The organism is Lignipirellula cremea (genome assembly GCF_056501455.1).
The window spans coordinates 2,417,196-2,433,534 of sequence record NZ_CM151415.1; the positions used below are offsets into that span (position 1 = coordinate 2,417,196).

Genomic DNA, 16,339 nt, shown 5'->3' on the forward strand with positions numbered 1-16,339 from the left:
CGGTTTCAGCGTCGCGATTTCCGAAGAAGCGAGGCGACTTCGCTTCTCGGTTCGATCGCGGGCGGGCGAGCCGGTCGATAGACCCACGAGAGACGGACCTCTCTTCTCGCACGGATGCGGACGAACGCATGCGAAGCGTCAGTCCCTGCTTTGCCCGATCCTCAATCCGTCCGTAATGTTCGACGAACGCAAAGTCCGCCTGGATCTGCTGGCGATTGCGCTTCTGGCGTTCACGGTTTTCCTGACGCTGGCGCTCTTCTCGTACAGCCCCGCCGACCGGTTCGAGCCTCTCGAACTCGCCGGGCGGACGCTTTATGCGCAGGATCTCGCCCGCTTTCCCGCGTCGACCGAGATCACCAACGTCTGCGGTTACTGGGGCGCCGTCGCGAGCGACTTCCTGATCAGCACGCTGGGCGCCGGCGCCTACCTGCTGATCTTCTCGCTTGCCGCAGGCTGCGCGCAGCTCTTCCGCCGGCAGGCGATCAGCGTCCCGCTGGTCCGGGCGTCGGGCGTGACGCTGGCCGCAGCGTCAGTCAGCTCGCTCGTCGCGCTGCTCAAGCCCGACCTGCTCCCCTTCCCCCCGGTCGGATCGGGCGGCTACCTGGGCGCCTGGCTGAACGTCTACCTGGTCGATCACTTCGCCGCTGCGGGCGCGTTCGTGCTCTCGGCGGGGGGACTCGTCGCCGGCCTGCTGCTCAGCACGGACTACGTCCTGATCGTGGTGACGTACGTCTTCTGTCGTCAGGTCGTCCGTGGCGGACTGGCCGCCTACCTGGCGTCGAAGAAGGTCAAGATTCCGAAGATGCACCTGAACCGCCGCCACGAGGGGGCCGTTCCTGCGGGCCTCGCGTTCGCGGGCGCAGGTCCTGCCGCGGAAGGCTCGCTGCTGGCTTCGCAAGCGACCGCCGCTCGCGGAGCGGAATCGCACGAAGAGGACGACGATCTGTCGCTCGGCGGATCGCCGGCCAGGCGTGCAGGCCACGACGATCTCGCTCGCCCGAAGATCGTGCCGACGATGGCCGCCAAGGAGGCCGATCCCGTGGCGTCGCGTGCGCTTTCGGGCCCCTCGGCGTCGCTCGCCGCGGCCGCGAAGTCGCTGGGGGATATGGCGAAGAACGCGATGGGCGCCGCTGCCGAAGCGGACGGGGCCAAGCCGTCGATGCCCGCGATGCCGGCCGACGCGCGTCGCGACGGGGACGATCCTTCGGCGAAGAAGGGTCGCCTGGCGCCGAAGCCCCACCTCAAGCTCAAGCCGCCTGAACCTGCCGACGAGCGGACGCAGGTCATGAGCGAACTGGACGAGGCCGACCGCAAGGAGGAATCGCGGGAGTTTTCGCTCCCTTCGATGGATCTGCTCCTGCCGCCCGAGTCGCTGGAGAATCCCGACCAGGCGGAAGAGGTCCGCCAGAAGGCGGAGATCCTCGAGCAGACGCTCGGCGAGTTCGGTTTCCAGGTGAAGGTCGTCGCCGTCGAGACGGGTCCCGTCATCGCGCAGTACGAAGTCAAGCTCGAAGCGGGCTTAAGGCTGTCGAAGATCACGGGCCTGTCCGAAGATCTCGCCATCGCGCTCCGCGTGCCGAGCGTCCGGATCGTGGCGCCGCTTCCCGGGAAGAACACCGTCGGCGTCGAAATCCCGAATGAGCATCGCCGGATCGTGCGCCTACGCGAAGTGATCGACGGAACGCGGCACAAGGCGAAGAAGATGCACATCCCGATCTTCCTCGGGACGGGCGTCGCGGGCGATCCGATCGTCGTCGATCTGGCGAAGACCCCCCACCTGCTGATCGCCGGTTCGACCGGTACGGGTAAGTCGGTCTGTCTCAACGCGATCATCGCGTCGATCCTGATGACTCGGCGTCCCGACGAGGTCAGGATGCTGCTGCTCGATCCGAAGAAGGTCGAACTGAGCCCCTACGCGTCGCTCCCCCACCTGATGCATCCGGTGGTGACCGAGACCCGCGAGAAGGCCGAGCCGATCCTCGCCTGGGCGGTCGACAAGATGGAGGAGCGTTACACCCTGCTCGCGCGGGCGGGCGTGCGTCACGTCAGTCTGTACAACCAGCTCGGCGAAGACGAACTGATGCGGCGCCTGAAGCCGGAAGACGACGACGAACGCGAACTGATCCCGCGGCACCTCCCCTTCATCGTGATCGTGCTCGACGAGTTCGCCGACATGATGCAGGAGGACAAGGCCAAGGGGAAGGAAATCGAAAGCCACATCATTCGCCTGGCCCAGAAGAGCCGCGCGGTCGGTATCCACCTGATCCTCGCGACGCAGCGACCGACCGTCGACGTGATCACCGGTCTGATCAAGTCCAACCTGCCGTCGCGCATCTCGTTCAAGGTCTCCAGCCGGACCGACAGCCGGGTCGTGCTCGACGAAATGGGGGCGGAAAAGCTGCTCGGCGACGGCGATATGTTGTTCCTGTCGCCCGGCCAGACCGGCCTGCAGCGCGGCCAGGGCACCTACCTCTCCGACGAGGAGATCCAGCGGATCATCAGCTTCGTCAGCCAGGGCGAGCAGCGCTTCGTCGAAGAGCTGATGAACCTGAAGGTGGAGAGCGACGACGACGCGCCCTCGAACGGACCGATCACGATCCGCAAGCGGGACGAACTGTACGAGAGCGCGATCGAGATCGTCGTCCGCGAACGCCGCGGCAGCGTCTCGCTGCTCCAGCGCAGCCTGGGCATCGGGTACGGCCGCGCGGCCCGCCTGATCGATTACATGGCCGAGGACGGCATCGTCGGCGCCTACAGCGGTCAGCAGGCCCGCGAGGTGAATATCTCGATTGCCGACTGGGAGAAGATGCAGGGGATCGAGTCGGGCGACGACGAGATGTCGCACGGCGACTCGGAAGAATCGGAAGAGGAGGACGACGAAGAACTCGCCTCCTCCGCCTCCGGCCAGCGCCGCTTCGACCGTTCCTCCGGTCTTGCCGCGCCGGAGCCCAAGCGGCTGACCTCGAACGCTCGCGACCGCGTCCCCGCGGACGAGTTCGAGGACTGAGCGCAGCCGCCGCTCGCTATCCCGCCTGCCTGGCGAGCGGAGGGCGTCAGCCCTCCGTGTCTGATCCAGTACCCGCTCCGATCTGCTGATCGGAGCCCGGAAAGCGCGTGCGTGTGCCATGGCTGGCTTGCCCAGCCGTGCCGACCCCGGCGTTCGCTCAACCATGCGAGCTGTCGCTCTCCGAAGTGGGAGCGATCGACGGCAGGCAACTTCAAGACGGCGACGTCGGACCAGCGCTTCCCCGTCGCTCAGCACGGCTGGGCAAGTCAGCCATGGCACACGAGAAGGCGCCCGAGGTCTCCGCCGCCTCGTGATTCGCGTCTCTCCGCTCGCTTCCCCTTCGCTTCTGGGGAGATCGCGTTCGTCGCTGTCGATGGCGAGCCGCTCTATCGCCCGTTGATGACGAGACTTGGCGACCACCTGCCGTTTCTTCGCCGCCTGTGAACCGTGCAGCGACGATTCGTCGACGGAAACTTAACGCCTTGTTCACGGGGATGACGCGTCGGCGCCGCTGCCGAAAACGAGCGCCGGACTATAGTTCCGCGTCGACCGGTTCGCGTTGTCGTCAGAAACGGCCCGGCTACTCCTAATACGAATTTTGAAGTTGGAATTGATTACCGGCCCGCGTCCGCGTGCTTCGTAGGTCTGAAGAGTCTGTCGAGGGATCGGGCGCTGTCGATCGTCGAATGGGGCTTATCGACGGAGCGCCTTACAATGCCGCCGAAGGCTGAACGCGGATCGACGCGCCATCGTTCGTTCGCCGACGCCGAATCGACGATTTACGCACCTGCACGTCGCGTCGACCGGCGCTCGTAAGGTCTGAAACAGCAATCGTTTCCGGAGCGCGCAGATCACGATATCGACCGAAAACGCCTGCGTCTTTCCTAATACGACTTACTTGAAGTTTTCGAGAATACAGTCCGATGCCGAGCTTTCCCCAGAGTCTGATCGATCGTCTGCAGCGGACAGGACAGTCCCATCTGACGGAGCATGCGACGAGGCTGACCGACGTCGAAACGGCGACGCTCGCCGCGCAACTCGAATCGCTGCCGCTGGAACGGCTTCCCGCGCTCATGCAGGGGGAAGAGAAGGCCGCGGCGATTGACTTCGCCCGGCTGGAGCCCTTACCGTTCGAGACGCTGGGCGACGGCAAGAACGCCCACGACGCAGAGGCCAGGGCTCGCGGCGAATCGGCCTGGCGGGCGGGAGAGATCGGAGTCGTGATGGTCGCCGGCGGCCAGGGAACCCGTCTGGGCTATGACGGACCGAAAGGAACGTTCCCCATCGGGCCGCACTCGCGCGCGACGCTATACGAGTGGCTCGCCTGGAAGGTGGGCGCCGTCGGCAAGCGCTACGGGCGACGCGTTCCGTTCTGGATCATGACCAGCCGGGCGACGCACGAACCGACCGGCGACTACTTCCGCCAGCATCGGAACTTCGGCCTGTCCGAGGACTCGGTCGTCTTCTTCCGTCAGGGGGAGATGCCGACGATCGACGATACGACGGGGCAGATCCTGCTCGCCGGACGGAGCGAAGTCGCCGTGAACCCCGACGGTCACGGCGGCATCCTCGACGCGATGCAGGGCGCGGGCCTGTTCGACCGGGCGGCGGAGCAGGGGATCAAGCAGCTTTTCTATATCCAGGTCGACAATGCGCTCGCCCCGATCGCGGACGCCCGGATCGTGGGCTACCACCTGCTCGCCGGGGCGGAGGCGACGACGCTGGCCGTGCGGAAGCGGGATCCGCTGGAAAAGGTCGGCAACCTCGTCCAGCAGGGGGGAAAGACCCGCATCGTCGAGTACAGCGATCTGCCCGAATCCGCGGCCAGGCTGACCAATCCCGACGGCTCGCTCGCCATCTGGGCGGGCAACACGGCGATGCATGTCTTCTCGGTGGAACTCCTCCGCCGGGCCGCGCTGGAGGGGGGCGGTCTGCCCTTCCACCGGGCGCACAAGAAGACGCCCTATCTCGATCTGAAGACGAACCAGCCCGTCGATCCACAGTCGCCCAACGCGATCAAGTTCGAACGATTCATCTTCGACGCCTTGCCCATGGCGACGAAGACGCTCACCATCGAAGTCGATCCGGCGCAGGTCTTCGCTCCGCTGAAGAACCCCACCGGCACGGGCAAGGACGATCCGGAGTCGACGAAGGCAGCGATCTCCGCGTTGCAGCGGGGCTGGCTGAGGGCCGCCGGTTGCGACGTGCCGGACGATGCGGTCGTGGAGATTCAGCCCCGCGTCGCCGTCGACGCGGCCGCGACCCGCGAACTGGTCGATCGTCTGCCGACGCGTCCGCAGGGGAAAGAGATCCTGCTGGCGGATTGAGGATCGAAGCTCGACTTCGTTGTCAGCTCCGGTAGGGTGGGTCATTGACCCACCTTCGCTTGAAGCCGGCCGCACGAGGGGAAAGGGGGGACAATGACCCACCCTACGAGAAGAGACACGAAGCGATAGAAAGAAGAACCATGTCCCTGGTGTTGATGAAGCGAATCCGGTTCTGCGCGGGGCATCGCCTGCTGCGGCATGAAGGGAAATGCGCGAACCTTCACGGCCACAACTACACCGCGGAATTCTTCGTCACGGGCGACGCCGTCGACGCGGTCGGCCGCGTGATCGACTTCGCCGATTTGAAGCGTCGGCTGAAGGGGTGGCTCGACGAGCATTGGGATCACTCGTTCATCCTCTTCGACGAGGACGAACAGGCGATCCGGGCGATCGAGTCGGTCGAGCCCCACCGGATCTATGTCCTGCCGGTCAATCCGACGGCGGAGAACATGGCCCGCTACCTGCTCGACGACGTCTGCCCCGGGCTGCTGGAAGGGACCGGCGCCCGGGCGATCAAGGTCGTCATGTGGGAGAGCGAAGATTCGTACGCGGAAGCGTCCGTCGCCGCCGGGGAGCTTGCGTCGATGAGCCAGGGGATTCATTCTGAGCGGGGGGTATAAACCCCCGAGGCTGGAGCGTTTGATTGCGTCGGAGGCTCGGGGGGTTTACACCCCCCGCTCAGGAAGCGACCAGGAATGAAGCAGGTCATCGCGATCATCCGCCCCTACCTGGCCGAGAAGCTGCTCCATCGCCTGGAGCGAGCGCCGCTGGAAGCGATCCAAGTTCGCGAGGTGAAGGGCTACAGCCGGCAGAAGAACTACCTCGACCAGTACCGCGATACGGAGTTCTCGCACGCCTTCCTGCCGAAGGTCGAAATCGTCATGTGGGTCGACGACCTCCGCGTGGAAGAGATCGTGCGGCTGGTCGTCGCGGAGGCCCGCTTCGGCCGAATGGGCGACGGCAAGGTCTTCGTCCTCCCCGTCGCCGACAGCGTCCGCACGATCGATATCTGATGAGCGGCGCCGATTACGAAAACCTCGGCGTCGTTCGACCGCGAATTTCGTCGTTCATCCATCGCACGCCGGTCGTCACCAGCCGCACGTTCGATGAACGGACCGGACTGTCGGTCTTCTTCAAGTGCGAGAACCTGCAGCGGGTCGGCGCCTTCAAGATCCGCGGGGCGACGAACGCGGTGCAGGGCCTGCCGGAAGAAGTCGCTCGCCGCGGCGTCTGCACGCACAGCTCGGGCAACCACGCCCAGGCGCTCGCCCTCGCGGCGCGGGAGCGGGGGATTCCCGCCTGGATCGTGATGCCTTCGACCGCTCCGGCCGTGAAGCGAGGCGCGGTCGAAGGGTACGGGGCGATCGTCGTCGAGTGCGAACCGACGCTGGCCGCACGCGAAGCGACCGCCGCACGCATCGTCGCCGAGACCGGGGCGGAATTCGTCCATCCGTACGACGATCCGCGGGTGATCGCGGGGCAGGCGACCTGCGCGGCCGAGCTGCTGGAGGAGGTCGCGGATCTTGACGCCATTCTTTGCCCCGTCGGCGGAGGGGGGCTGATCTCCGGAACCTGCCTCGCCGTCGCGGAGCTGGCGCCGCACGTGAAGGTTCTCGGCGCGGAGCCGGAGCTGGCCGGCGACGCGTTCGAGAGCAAGCTTCGGGGCGAACGGCAGGCCGCGTTTCCGCCGCGTTCGATCGCGGACGGACTGCTGACGTCGCTGGGCGAGCGAACCTGGCTCTTCGTGCGGGATCAGGTCGAAGAGATCCTGCCCGTCGACGAAGCGGAGATCGTCGCGGCGACCAGGTTCCTCTGGGAGCGAATGAAGCTCGTCGTCGAGCCGAGCGCGGCGACCGTCGCCGCGGCCCTGCTGCGCCATGCTTCGGCCCTGCGACGCTTTCGCCGCGTCGGCGCGATCCTCACCGGCGGCAACGTCGACCTCGACCGCCTCCCCTGGCTCCGCTGAGCCGGAAGAACGAGCGCGTTCTTCGGAGCGAGGAGGAGACCTCGTGTGCCACTGCTGGCTTGTCCAGCAGTGCCGGGTGCGGCGTTTCGTTCGCCTCTCAGCCGTCGTTCCGACCTTTGGCGTCGCGACTCGGGCGGGCTCTTCGTGATGAATGCCCTCGCGACGTCGAAGTCTCCCCCGGGGTCCGGCACGGCTGGGCAAGCCAGCCATGGCACACGGACGATGCCGCCGCGACGTCTTCCCTCGCCGTTCGGGAAAACGTGTCGCTGAACGTCGATCAGTAAGGCCTCCGCGAACCCTGTTCGACCGACTGCGCCGGGAGTCTCCATTTCGCGCGACGGCCGTCGACGCTTCATCGCCTGACTGTCGACCAGAAATCGACGAGTTGTCCCTGCGGGAAACGAGTCGACGTCGAACGCAAAGCGCTTCCCTGCGGAGCTTTGCGTCGGACTCGCCGCAGAAATCGACGAGAAAGCCGCGGCTATTCCGGTTACTATGATTGCGAAAACAAATTGAATGCCGCTCGCTGGACGGCGCCTCTTCGCTTCCTCTCCGCCCCTCCGATTCATGCTTCGCACCCGCGTTCTGCTGGCGGTCGTCGCGATCCTGCCGGGAACTCTCGTCGCCCAGGAAGCGCCGCAGGATTTCCAGCTCGATCCGATCTCGATGGAGATCACGAATTACGAGACGCCGCCGATCCGTCCCCAACTGGTCGAGACGTCGGGCCTGATCCGCGCTAATCAGGCTCGCGACGAGTTCAACGTCGACGGGTCGAGGCTGACCGTCGCGGTGCTCGACACCGGACTCAACCGCTCGCACGTCGACTTCAACGGCAAGATCCGCGACGGCGTGAACTACACGCCCGACAACGGCGGACGGGCGAACGACTTCACCGACGGGCAGGGCCACGGCACCAACGTCGCCGGCGTGATCGTCGCGAACGGTCTGCACCGGGGCATCGCGCCGGGCGCCGATCTGATCGGCATGAAGGTGCTCGGCGATTCAGGCGGCGGATCGTTCGTCTGGACGCGAAACGCTCTGCGCTGGGTCCGCGACAACCGCACGAAGTACCGCATCTCGTGCGTGAACATGTCGCTCGGCGACAGCAGCAACGCCAGGAACGACCAGGCCTTTCAGCAGGGCGTTCTGGGCGAGATCCAGGACCTGATCGGGCAGCTCCGCCGGGAGCGCGTCGCCGTCTGTATCGCAGCGGGGAACGACTTCTTCCTGCACAACAGTCAGCAGGGGATGAGCTTCCCCGCGATCTGCCGGGACTCGATCAGCGTCGGCGCGGTCTACGACAACCGCGAAGGTCCGTTTTCCTACGGTTCCGGCGCGGTCGCGAACCGCACGGCGCCGAACGTCATCACGCCGTTCTCGCAGCGGCTGCACCCGTCCGCGGGAGGCGCCTGCCGGACCGACGTCTTCGCTCCAGGAGCTCCGATGACGTCGACCGGCATCGGATCGGCCCGGGCCGAATCGATCATGCACGGGACGAGCCAGGCGACCCCGGTGGTGGCGGGCGCCGTGCTGCTGCTGCAGCAGTTCGCCCTGCGCGAGAGCGGGGAGTTGCCGACGGTGGACCAGCTCGAAGCCTGGCTGCGGGCGGGCGTCGCCATTCGCGACGGCGACGACGAGCGGGACAACGTGCAGAACACCGGCAAAACGTTCATCGCGCTCGACGTCTACCGGTCGCTGCAGTCGGCGGAACGCCAGCTCGGTCGCGGGAAGAGCGAGTTCCGCCAGTTCGGCTACGACGCCTACGCCAACGCCTATCAGGCCCGGATCTATTCCGCCTACGCGCTCGCCTATGCCGACTCGCAGACCTACGCTCCGTACGCGGACTACCACTCCGAAGTCGCGCTGAACCAGGCTGCCGCGGTCGGGTGGAAGTTCGACTGGCAGGCGGGTCGCCGGGCGCAGGACTTCAAGCAGTACAAGGGCCAGCGGTACTACCAGTACGCCAACTCGTACCTGGCTTACTACTACGCGAACTACGACTACTGGTACGAGGGGAACGCCTGGTCTTACTACGCCGCGCAGTTCAACTACAACGCGTACGCGAACGGTTACTACGACGCGATGTAGGGCGGGAGGTCTTGGACGGCGGGCGCCAGTCGAACGGCGATCGCATCGGCTAGCGGGGGACGGAAGTCCCCCGAGTCCGTCGACCAAGCGTCGCGACGGTCGAGCGATCCTGCCGCCGGGCGTCGGGCGATCGCAGTCTTCGACCGCGATCCGAACTCGGGGGACTTGTATGTTGCCCCGGAGGTCGAAGATGGCGAGAAACAAGGTCGCGTCGGTTCCGCGAAGCGAGCGTAGCGAGCGAAGCGGAACCGACGCCGCGGTCGCGAGGTCGAGGGGGACTGGGACGAAGATCCCGTACGGAAGCCGGACCCGCGCCGCGAACATTCCGAAATCCCGAACAGTCGCCGGGGCCGGCGCGGTCGATGCGCCGCTTCGCAAGCGTCGGGGCCAAGCCGAGCCCGCATCCGCAAGTAAGGGAACGCGAATGAACGCCTTCGTCGGAGTCGACGTCAGCAAAGACCGCCTCGACGTCCATCTTCTGCAGGAGGGCGAGCGTCCGCTCGTCCGGGCTTTCTCCAACGACTCCGAAGGGGTCGACGCATTCCTCGCCTGGCTGCGAGAGCGTCCGATCGAACGGGTCGTCTGCGAAAGCTCCGGAGGCTACGAGCGCCTCTTCGTCGCCCAGGCGTGCCTCGCCGGTCTGCCGATCGTGCAGGTCAACGCCAAGCAGGTTCGCGACTTCGCGAAGTCCTGCGGCCAGCACGCCAAGACCGACAAGCTCGACGCCCTGGCGATCGCCCGGTTCGCCCAGGCGATCCGTCCGGAACTTCGTCCGCTCCCCGACGAAGCCGAACGAAAGCTGAAGGAGACGCTGGCCCGACGGGCCCAACTCGTCGCCATGCGAACGATGGAGAAGAATCGCCTGCCGCAGGCTGCGACGGTCCGCGTCCGCCGGTCCATCGAGGCCCACCTCAAGTTTCTCGAGAAGCAGCTCGCCGGCGTCGACGACGACCTGGACGAGGCGATCCGGAACTGCCCGGCCTGGCAGGAGAAAGTCGATCTGCTGAAGACCGTCCCGGGGATCGGCGACCAGACCGCCCGCGTCCTCGTCGCCGATCTGCCCGAACTGGGCCAGGGAAAGAGCGCGAACGTCTCGTCGCTCGTCGGCGTGGCGCCGATGAACTGCGAGAGCGGGAAATGGACCGGCAAGCGCTCGATCCGCGGCGGCCGCGCGAGCGTGCGGGCGACGCTCTACATGGCGACGCTGACGGCGACGCGCTGCAATCCCGTCATCGCCGCGCATTACAAGAAACTCCGCGCCGCCGGCAAACCGGCCAAGGTCGCCATCGTCGCCTGCATGCGAAAACTGCTGGAGATCCTGCACGCCATGGTCCGCAAAAACGAGGCGTGGCGAGAAAACCTCGCCCCCGCCGCTTGAATCAAGACACAGTCGCTTCCGTCCCCCGCTAGCCCCTCCAACTGCGCCGCGAGCGTCCCGCGATCCCTGACGTCGAACGATAGACGGACCGCCACGGGACTGCGCCCCGCCTTCGCCTCGCACTCGTTCATTTCCCTTTCGCCGATTGTCGGCGGGTAGGCAGACCGCTATTCTGCCGGGAGCGTTCTTCCCCCAGCGGGGGAGGTCGCCATCGTTTCGCGACAGGCCGAATTCTTTCGGCGGATCGCGCGACGCTCTCCGATTCTCGATTCAAGTCAGCTTAGGACGTTTCAGTCATGGCCTACACCCTGCCGCCCCTTCCGTACGCCTACGACGCGCTCGAGCCCCATATCGACGCGCAGACGATGCAGATCCACCACACCAAGCATCACCAGGCCTACATCGACAAGGTCAACGCGGCCATCAGCGGCACGCCGCTCGAAAACAAGTCGGTCGAGGACCTGATCAGCGACCTGGCCGCCGTGCCGGAGAAGGATCGCATGGTCGTCCGCAACAACGGCGGCGGTCACGCGAACCACACGCTCTTCTGGACCGTGCTCAGCCCCTCGGGCGGCGGCGCTCCCAAGGGCGAACTGGCCAAGGCGATCGACGAAGCCTTCGGCAGCTTCGACCAGTTCAAGGAAAAGTTCGGCGACGCCGGCAAGAACCGCTTCGGCAGTGGCTGGGCCTGGCTCAGCGTCTCGGGCGGCAAGCTCCAGGTCGAAAGCACGCCCAATCAGGACAGCCCGCTGATGGAGGGTCGCACCCCCATCCTCGGCATGGACGTCTGGGAACACGCCTATTACCTGAAGTACCAGAACCGCCGCCCCGACTACGTCAGCGCCTTCTGGAACGTCGTCAACTGGGACGAAGTCGCCAAGCGCTTCGCCGACGCCAAGTAGTCGCGGCCGACGGACGCCGTCCGCGAACGGACGCTAAAGACGAACGTCATGAATGCAGAAAGGGTCGCCCGCGAAGGCGCCCCTTTCTTTATGTTGTCAGCGGACCTGAGAACGGGCGTTACTCGACGACCGTTTCCTCGTCCTCTTCCTTCTTCTTTTTCTTCGGCTTGGCGTACGCGTACGACGTCTTCAGGTAGACCTCGGCGTAAGCCATGCAGATCCAGCCGTTGTAGGAGTTCTCCGTCACGGCGTAGATGGGAGGGTACGGGTACTCCGGCAGCAGCGTGTAGTACGAGTACTCGAAGATGCCCTGGGAGTACTGCTTCGCGATGTCCGCCAGTTGGCCGCCGTACAGCACCCAGTCGGCGTAACGGTACTCCATACCGTAGTAGCCGTAGTAAAAGCTGTAGTACGAGTAAGCGTAGGCCGCCTCAGTCGCCTCGTTGGCGAAGTCGCTTTCGTTGGCGATCCGCAACGTCTGGTAGTTGTACAGCGTGCCGTAATACGCGTAGATCGTGCCGTAGTAGGCGTAGTCCTCGAAGGCGTCCGCGCGAGCGTCGCGGGGCGTGGCCAGCGCGGCGCCGGCGATCAGGAACAGAGCGAGAAGAACGCGACGGAACATGAAGGCCTCGGAAGAATCTGGGGTCCGCCGATTGCGGAGAAAACGCCGTGACGAGTGCGACGCTTCCGCGTGGACGGGGGCCCGCGACGGAACCCCTAGGATAATTGCGATGCGGCCGATCGGCCGAGCTGAATGGGTCTCTCACCAGAACGCGAAGCGCCGACGTTTGCAATGGGCTAAACCCCTGTAGTCCGCATTTTCCGCAAAATCCGCAAAGCTTCGCGCCGCAGGTTTTCGACCGCGGCGAATCGTGCGGAAATCGGCTCCGCAGGGCGCTCTTTTCGGCGAACTCGTCGCGACGCGTTTCGCCGCGTAGAATGGCCCTTCGCCGCGGGCACGCCTCGTTCAGAGCCCGACGAACACGCTACGGCAGAGCTGCACGGGACCGGCGGCCAGGCCGCGACCCTTGCGCGAAACGCGATCTAAGGCCTTATGGCAGAAGACTTTTACGGCATTCTGGGCGTCTCTCGCGACGCGTCGCAGGCGGAGCTCGACAAGGCCTACCGCAAGCTGGTCATCAAGAACCATCCCGACCACAACCCGGACGACAAGACCGCCAAGGACCGCTTCACCCGCATCCAGAACGCCTACGACACGCTCTCCGATGCGGAGAAGCGGAAGATGTACGACCGCTTCGGTGCGGACTACGAAAAATACGCGCACGCAGGGGGAGCCAATCCGTTCCAGGGTCGTCGCGGCGGCGGCGGAGCGGGGGCGGGAGGCGCCGGGCCGCAGTTCGAATTCGACTTCGGCGGAATGGGGGGCGATGACTTCTCCTTCGAGGATCTCCTCCGCGGGATGAACGCCGGCGCCGGCGGAGCCCGACCGGGCGGAGCGACCTGGGGAGGTCCGCAGGGGCGACGCGCTCCCGCCCGCGGCGCCGACGTCTCGGCCGAAATCTCCGTTCCGTTCCGCCTGGCCGCGCTGGGGGGCGAAACCTCGTTCCAGCTTCAGCGGGGCTCGGGAACCGAAACCGTCACCGTCCGCATCCCCCGCGGCATCGAGGACGGCAAGAAGATTCGCCTCCGCGGTCAGGGCGAGTCTTCGCCCATGGGGGGCGAAAGCGGCTCCCTGATTCTGACCGTCCGCGTCGAGCCCCATCCCTTCTACACGCGGAAGGGGAACGACCTGACGGTTCGCGTTCCGGTCACTCCCGCCGAAGCCGCGCTGGGCGGGAAGGTCGACGTCCCCACGCCGAAGGGAACCATTACGCTCACCGTCCCCGCAGGCTCGAACAGCGGCAAGCGCCTCCGCGCCCGGGGGCATGGTATCGAAGACGCTTCCGGCACGGCGGGCGACCTGTTCGTGGAACTGGTCGTGACGCTTCCCGAGGGACTCTCGGCGGAGGATAAAGAGGCTCTCGAGGCGATCGCCCGACGGCATCCGGAAAACCCGCGCGCGGGGCTATCGTTCTGATGGACACGCTTCTCATCCTCGCCGACGTCGCTCCGCTGCCTGGCGGACTGCCGCCGCACGTCTGGTGGCGGCTTCTCGCGGGCGTGATCGGCCTGGCGGCGGTGGGCGCCATCCTCGTCGCCCTGCTGTTCGTGAGCTTCCGCCGGGCCCACCGGACCGTTCGCGAAGCCCGCGCCGAACACGCCGCTCTGTCGGAACAGCTTCTGGCTGACGCGCGAGCCGAAGGGGCTCGGGCGGAAGAAGCCCGTGCGGCCGGATCGGGCCGCCGGGAATCGGGCGACGAAGAGTAAGCGGCAGTCGCCCGACCGGCGGCGCCTATCGCTGTCGCGGCGTTCGGGTTAAAAAATCGCGGAATCCCGGGCGCTGGCCTGGTCCGTCGTTCTCTCCGTCCGCTGCGAGGAATCTCGACATGACCTGTCGCGGCATTCGCGGCGCGACGACCGTCGATGCGAACGATCGGGAAGAGATCCTGCTCGCCACGCGGCAGCTTCTCGCGCTGATGATCCGGCTGAACGGGATCGCGACCGAAGACGTCGGCAGCGCCATCTTCACCACCACGTCGGACCTGAACGCGGAGTTCCCCGCGCTCGCCGCGCGGCAACTCGGCTGGCTCGACGTGCCGCTGATCTGCACGCACGAGATTACGGTGCCGGGCAGTCTGCCGCAGTGCATCCGGATCCTGATCCACTGGAATACGGAAACGCCGCAGTCGCAGATTCAGCACGTCTATATCCGCAACGCCAAGCGACTCCGCCCCGATCTGTCGAAGCTCCCGCCTGTGGACTTCGAGGAGCTCGAAACCTGGATCGAGGAGTACATGGACCGGATCCATCGGGAACGCTGAAGCAATGGATTCCTCTCGGTAATGGCTAGCGGGGGACGGAAGTCCCCCGAGTCCGGTTCGCGATCGTAGATCGCTAACGCCGTCGCGAGACCGCCTGCTCAGGGCTCGACCGTCGCTGCGCTCGGTCGACGAACTCGGGGGATTTCCATCCCCCGCTGGCCAAGCGTCGATTGCGACATGCCGACGAACGAGTTGCTTCGCGCGTTTCGCCAGCGGAGAATGACGAGACCTGCCTGCCGTCTCGTCCTATCCCTCTCCGCGTCCCCCGATGGTCGATCCGTCGCGTGAGCCGCCGACCGAAGGCGAACTGATCGAAGCCGCCCGCGACGGCGACGCTTCGGCGTTCGACCGCTTGCTCGCGCCGTATCGCGGACCGCTCTATCGCCTGGCCCTGCATCGCCTGGCCGACGCGGAGGCTGCCGAGGACGTCGTGCAGGAGACGTTCCTGTGCGTGTATCGCTACCTGGCGTCGTACGACTCCCGGCTGTCGTTCCGGACCTGGCTCTGGACGATTCATCTCCGGCAGTGCGGTCGCTGGGCGAAGAGCCGATCGAAGCGCCGCACGATCGCGGCCGATTCGCTGGATCTGCATTCGCCTGACCCGCGCGAAGCCCGCCCCGACCTGATTTGCGAACGTCGCGATCAGTCGGCGCTGTTGCGGCACGCGCTGGAGCGACTCCCCGCGAAGCAGGCCGACGCGTTGCGCCTCCGTTTCTTCGGAGGTCTGACCTTTCCTGAAATCGCGCGGTCTCTCGGCTGCAGCGAGTTGACCGCGAAGAACCGCGTTCGCGCGGGACTGACGGCGCTGTCCGGGTCGCTCGGCGATCCTTCCGGCGTCCCACCCATCTCACGACGCAACGACGAGTCCGACCGATGAGCGCCTGCGACCAGGTTTTCGAACGGCTGACCCGCGGCCCGTTTCCCGGCGGATCTATGTCGGATTCTGCCGAGGACGCTCGGGTCGAGCGGCATCTGGCCTGTTGCCACGACTGCCGGCGACTGGCGGAGGCGCTGCGTCCCGCGGTCGAACTGTTTCACGAAGCGCTGGACCAGACCGACGATCTGCCGCGGTACGCAGGGAGCCTGCGCGAAGAGCGCGAAGCGTCCCCCCGCGTCGCGCTGGCCGAACCGCCGCTCCCGACCGAGGATTCCTATCGCCGGCTGCCCTCGGGAGCGCGTCTCTATCGCGGACGAGCGCCGGAACTATTCGTCGCCGCCGGGACGGCGCTTCCGCGACGATCCTGGCTCGGGTCGGTCTTCGATGGCAAGCGCCTGCGGGACGCCGCGTTCTGCGTCGCGACGGTCGCAGCCAGCGTGACGGTGGCGATCGTGCTGGCGCAGTTCGCGGCGCCCGGCCGTCTCGGCGAACGGTCCGCCAGCGCGGCGACGCTCAGCGAATCCGACTGGTCCCGCTTCGCCAGCATCGTGGACGACGATCGCGTCCGCCAATGGTCGCTGCCCACGGCATGCGCCTCTCTCTCCACGAAGTCGCAAAGCGCGAACGTCTCGACCGCGCAGGTCGCCTGCTGCACGCTCTGTCACGCCGCCGGCGGAGAGCCGGTCGAAGGAGCGTCCCACGACCTGTCGCATTCGCTCGCCGACGTTCGCCCCGCGATGCTGCTGTCGAGCTGCGCGACCTGCCATTACTGAGCTGGGTCGCGGACTGGTAGGGCGAGTCATTGACGTCATGATCACCTTGCGAAGGAGGGCGAACAGCTCGCTCGCATGAAGCGGGCGTGAAGATCGCGTGAGCCGGCAGGCGGCGGGGATTAGAATCGGGGGCTCTTCC

Annotated in this window: 14 protein-coding genes; 13 read left to right on the forward strand and 1 reads right to left on the reverse strand. The window is 66.2% G+C overall.

What is annotated here, in order from left to right:
- The first annotated feature begins 175 nt into the window (after positions 1 to 175).
- From SH602x_RS09405 to SH602x_RS09440, 8 genes are all read left to right on the forward strand, one after another.
- The gene (locus SH602x_RS09405) at positions 176 to 3,007 is read left to right on the forward strand and encodes a DNA translocase FtsK (RefSeq protein ID WP_479476543.1); all 2,832 of its coding nucleotides are present in this window, start codon (positions 176 to 178) and stop codon (positions 3,005 to 3,007) included.
- 923 nt (positions 3,008 to 3,930) lie between these two features.
- Positions 3,931 to 5,334 (forward strand): UTP--glucose-1-phosphate uridylyltransferase, encoded by a 1,404-nt coding sequence (locus SH602x_RS09410; RefSeq protein WP_479476544.1) that lies wholly within the window; start codon positions 3,931 to 3,933, stop codon positions 5,332 to 5,334.
- Between the two features lie 140 nt (positions 5,335 to 5,474).
- The gene (locus SH602x_RS09415) at positions 5,475 to 5,954 is read left to right on the forward strand and encodes a 6-pyruvoyl trahydropterin synthase family protein (protein WP_479476545.1); all 480 of its coding nucleotides are present in this window, start codon (positions 5,475 to 5,477) and stop codon (positions 5,952 to 5,954) included.
- A gap of 75 nt (positions 5,955 to 6,029) precedes the next feature.
- Positions 6,030 to 6,347 carry a P-II family nitrogen regulator gene (locus SH602x_RS09420; protein WP_479476546.1) on the forward strand — a complete coding sequence of 106 codons (318 nt, stop codon included), beginning with the start codon at positions 6,030 to 6,032 and terminating at the stop codon, positions 6,345 to 6,347.
- Complete coding sequence (locus SH602x_RS09425) at positions 6,347 to 7,300, forward strand: pyridoxal-phosphate dependent enzyme (protein ID WP_479476547.1); 954 nt, start codon at positions 6,347 to 6,349, stop codon at positions 7,298 to 7,300. Before SH602x_RS09420 ends, SH602x_RS09425 begins: the two co-directional genes overlap by 1 nt.
- Positions 7,301 to 7,867: 567 nt before the next feature.
- Positions 7,868 to 9,388 carry a S8 family serine peptidase gene (locus SH602x_RS09430; protein WP_479476548.1) on the forward strand — a complete coding sequence of 507 codons (1,521 nt, stop codon included), beginning with the start codon at positions 7,868 to 7,870 and terminating at the stop codon, positions 9,386 to 9,388.
- Between the two features lie 424 nt (positions 9,389 to 9,812).
- Positions 9,813 to 10,766: an IS110 family RNA-guided transposase gene (locus SH602x_RS09435; protein WP_479474954.1), complete on the forward strand. Its 954-nt coding sequence runs from the start codon at positions 9,813 to 9,815 to the stop codon at positions 10,764 to 10,766.
- 296 nt (positions 10,767 to 11,062) lie between these two features.
- On the forward strand, positions 11,063 to 11,668 hold the full coding sequence (locus tag SH602x_RS09440) for a superoxide dismutase (RefSeq protein ID WP_479476549.1): 606 nt from the start codon (positions 11,063 to 11,065) through the stop codon (positions 11,666 to 11,668).
- 118 nt (positions 11,669 to 11,786) lie between these two features.
- On the opposite strand, the gene SH602x_RS09445 is transcribed toward SH602x_RS09440, so the two are convergent.
- Positions 11,787 to 12,290, reverse strand: a complete 504-nt coding sequence (locus SH602x_RS09445; protein ID WP_479476550.1) for a hypothetical protein — start codon at positions 12,288 to 12,290, stop codon at positions 11,787 to 11,789.
- Between the two features lie 432 nt (positions 12,291 to 12,722).
- On the opposite strand from SH602x_RS09445, the gene SH602x_RS09450 reads away from it, so the two are divergent.
- From SH602x_RS09450 to SH602x_RS09470, 5 genes are all read left to right on the forward strand, one after another.
- On the forward strand, positions 12,723 to 13,706 hold the full coding sequence (locus SH602x_RS09450; RefSeq protein WP_479476551.1) for a DnaJ C-terminal domain-containing protein: 984 nt from the start codon (positions 12,723 to 12,725) through the stop codon (positions 13,704 to 13,706).
- Positions 13,706 to 13,996: a hypothetical protein gene (locus tag SH602x_RS09455; protein ID WP_479476552.1), complete on the forward strand. Its 291-nt coding sequence runs from the start codon at positions 13,706 to 13,708 to the stop codon at positions 13,994 to 13,996. Before SH602x_RS09450 ends, SH602x_RS09455 begins: the two co-directional genes overlap by 1 nt.
- A gap of 119 nt (positions 13,997 to 14,115) precedes the next feature.
- The gene (gene aroH, locus SH602x_RS09460; RefSeq protein ID WP_479476553.1) at positions 14,116 to 14,550 is read left to right on the forward strand and encodes a chorismate mutase; all 435 of its coding nucleotides are present in this window, start codon (positions 14,116 to 14,118) and stop codon (positions 14,548 to 14,550) included.
- 268 nt (positions 14,551 to 14,818) lie between these two features.
- Complete coding sequence (locus tag SH602x_RS09465) at positions 14,819 to 15,427, forward strand: RNA polymerase sigma factor (protein WP_479476554.1); 609 nt, start codon at positions 14,819 to 14,821, stop codon at positions 15,425 to 15,427.
- The gene (locus SH602x_RS09470) at positions 15,424 to 16,200 is read left to right on the forward strand and encodes an anti-sigma factor (RefSeq protein WP_479476555.1); all 777 of its coding nucleotides are present in this window, start codon (positions 15,424 to 15,426) and stop codon (positions 16,198 to 16,200) included. Before SH602x_RS09465 ends, SH602x_RS09470 begins: the two co-directional genes overlap by 4 nt.
- Positions 16,201 to 16,339 lie beyond the last annotated feature (139 nt).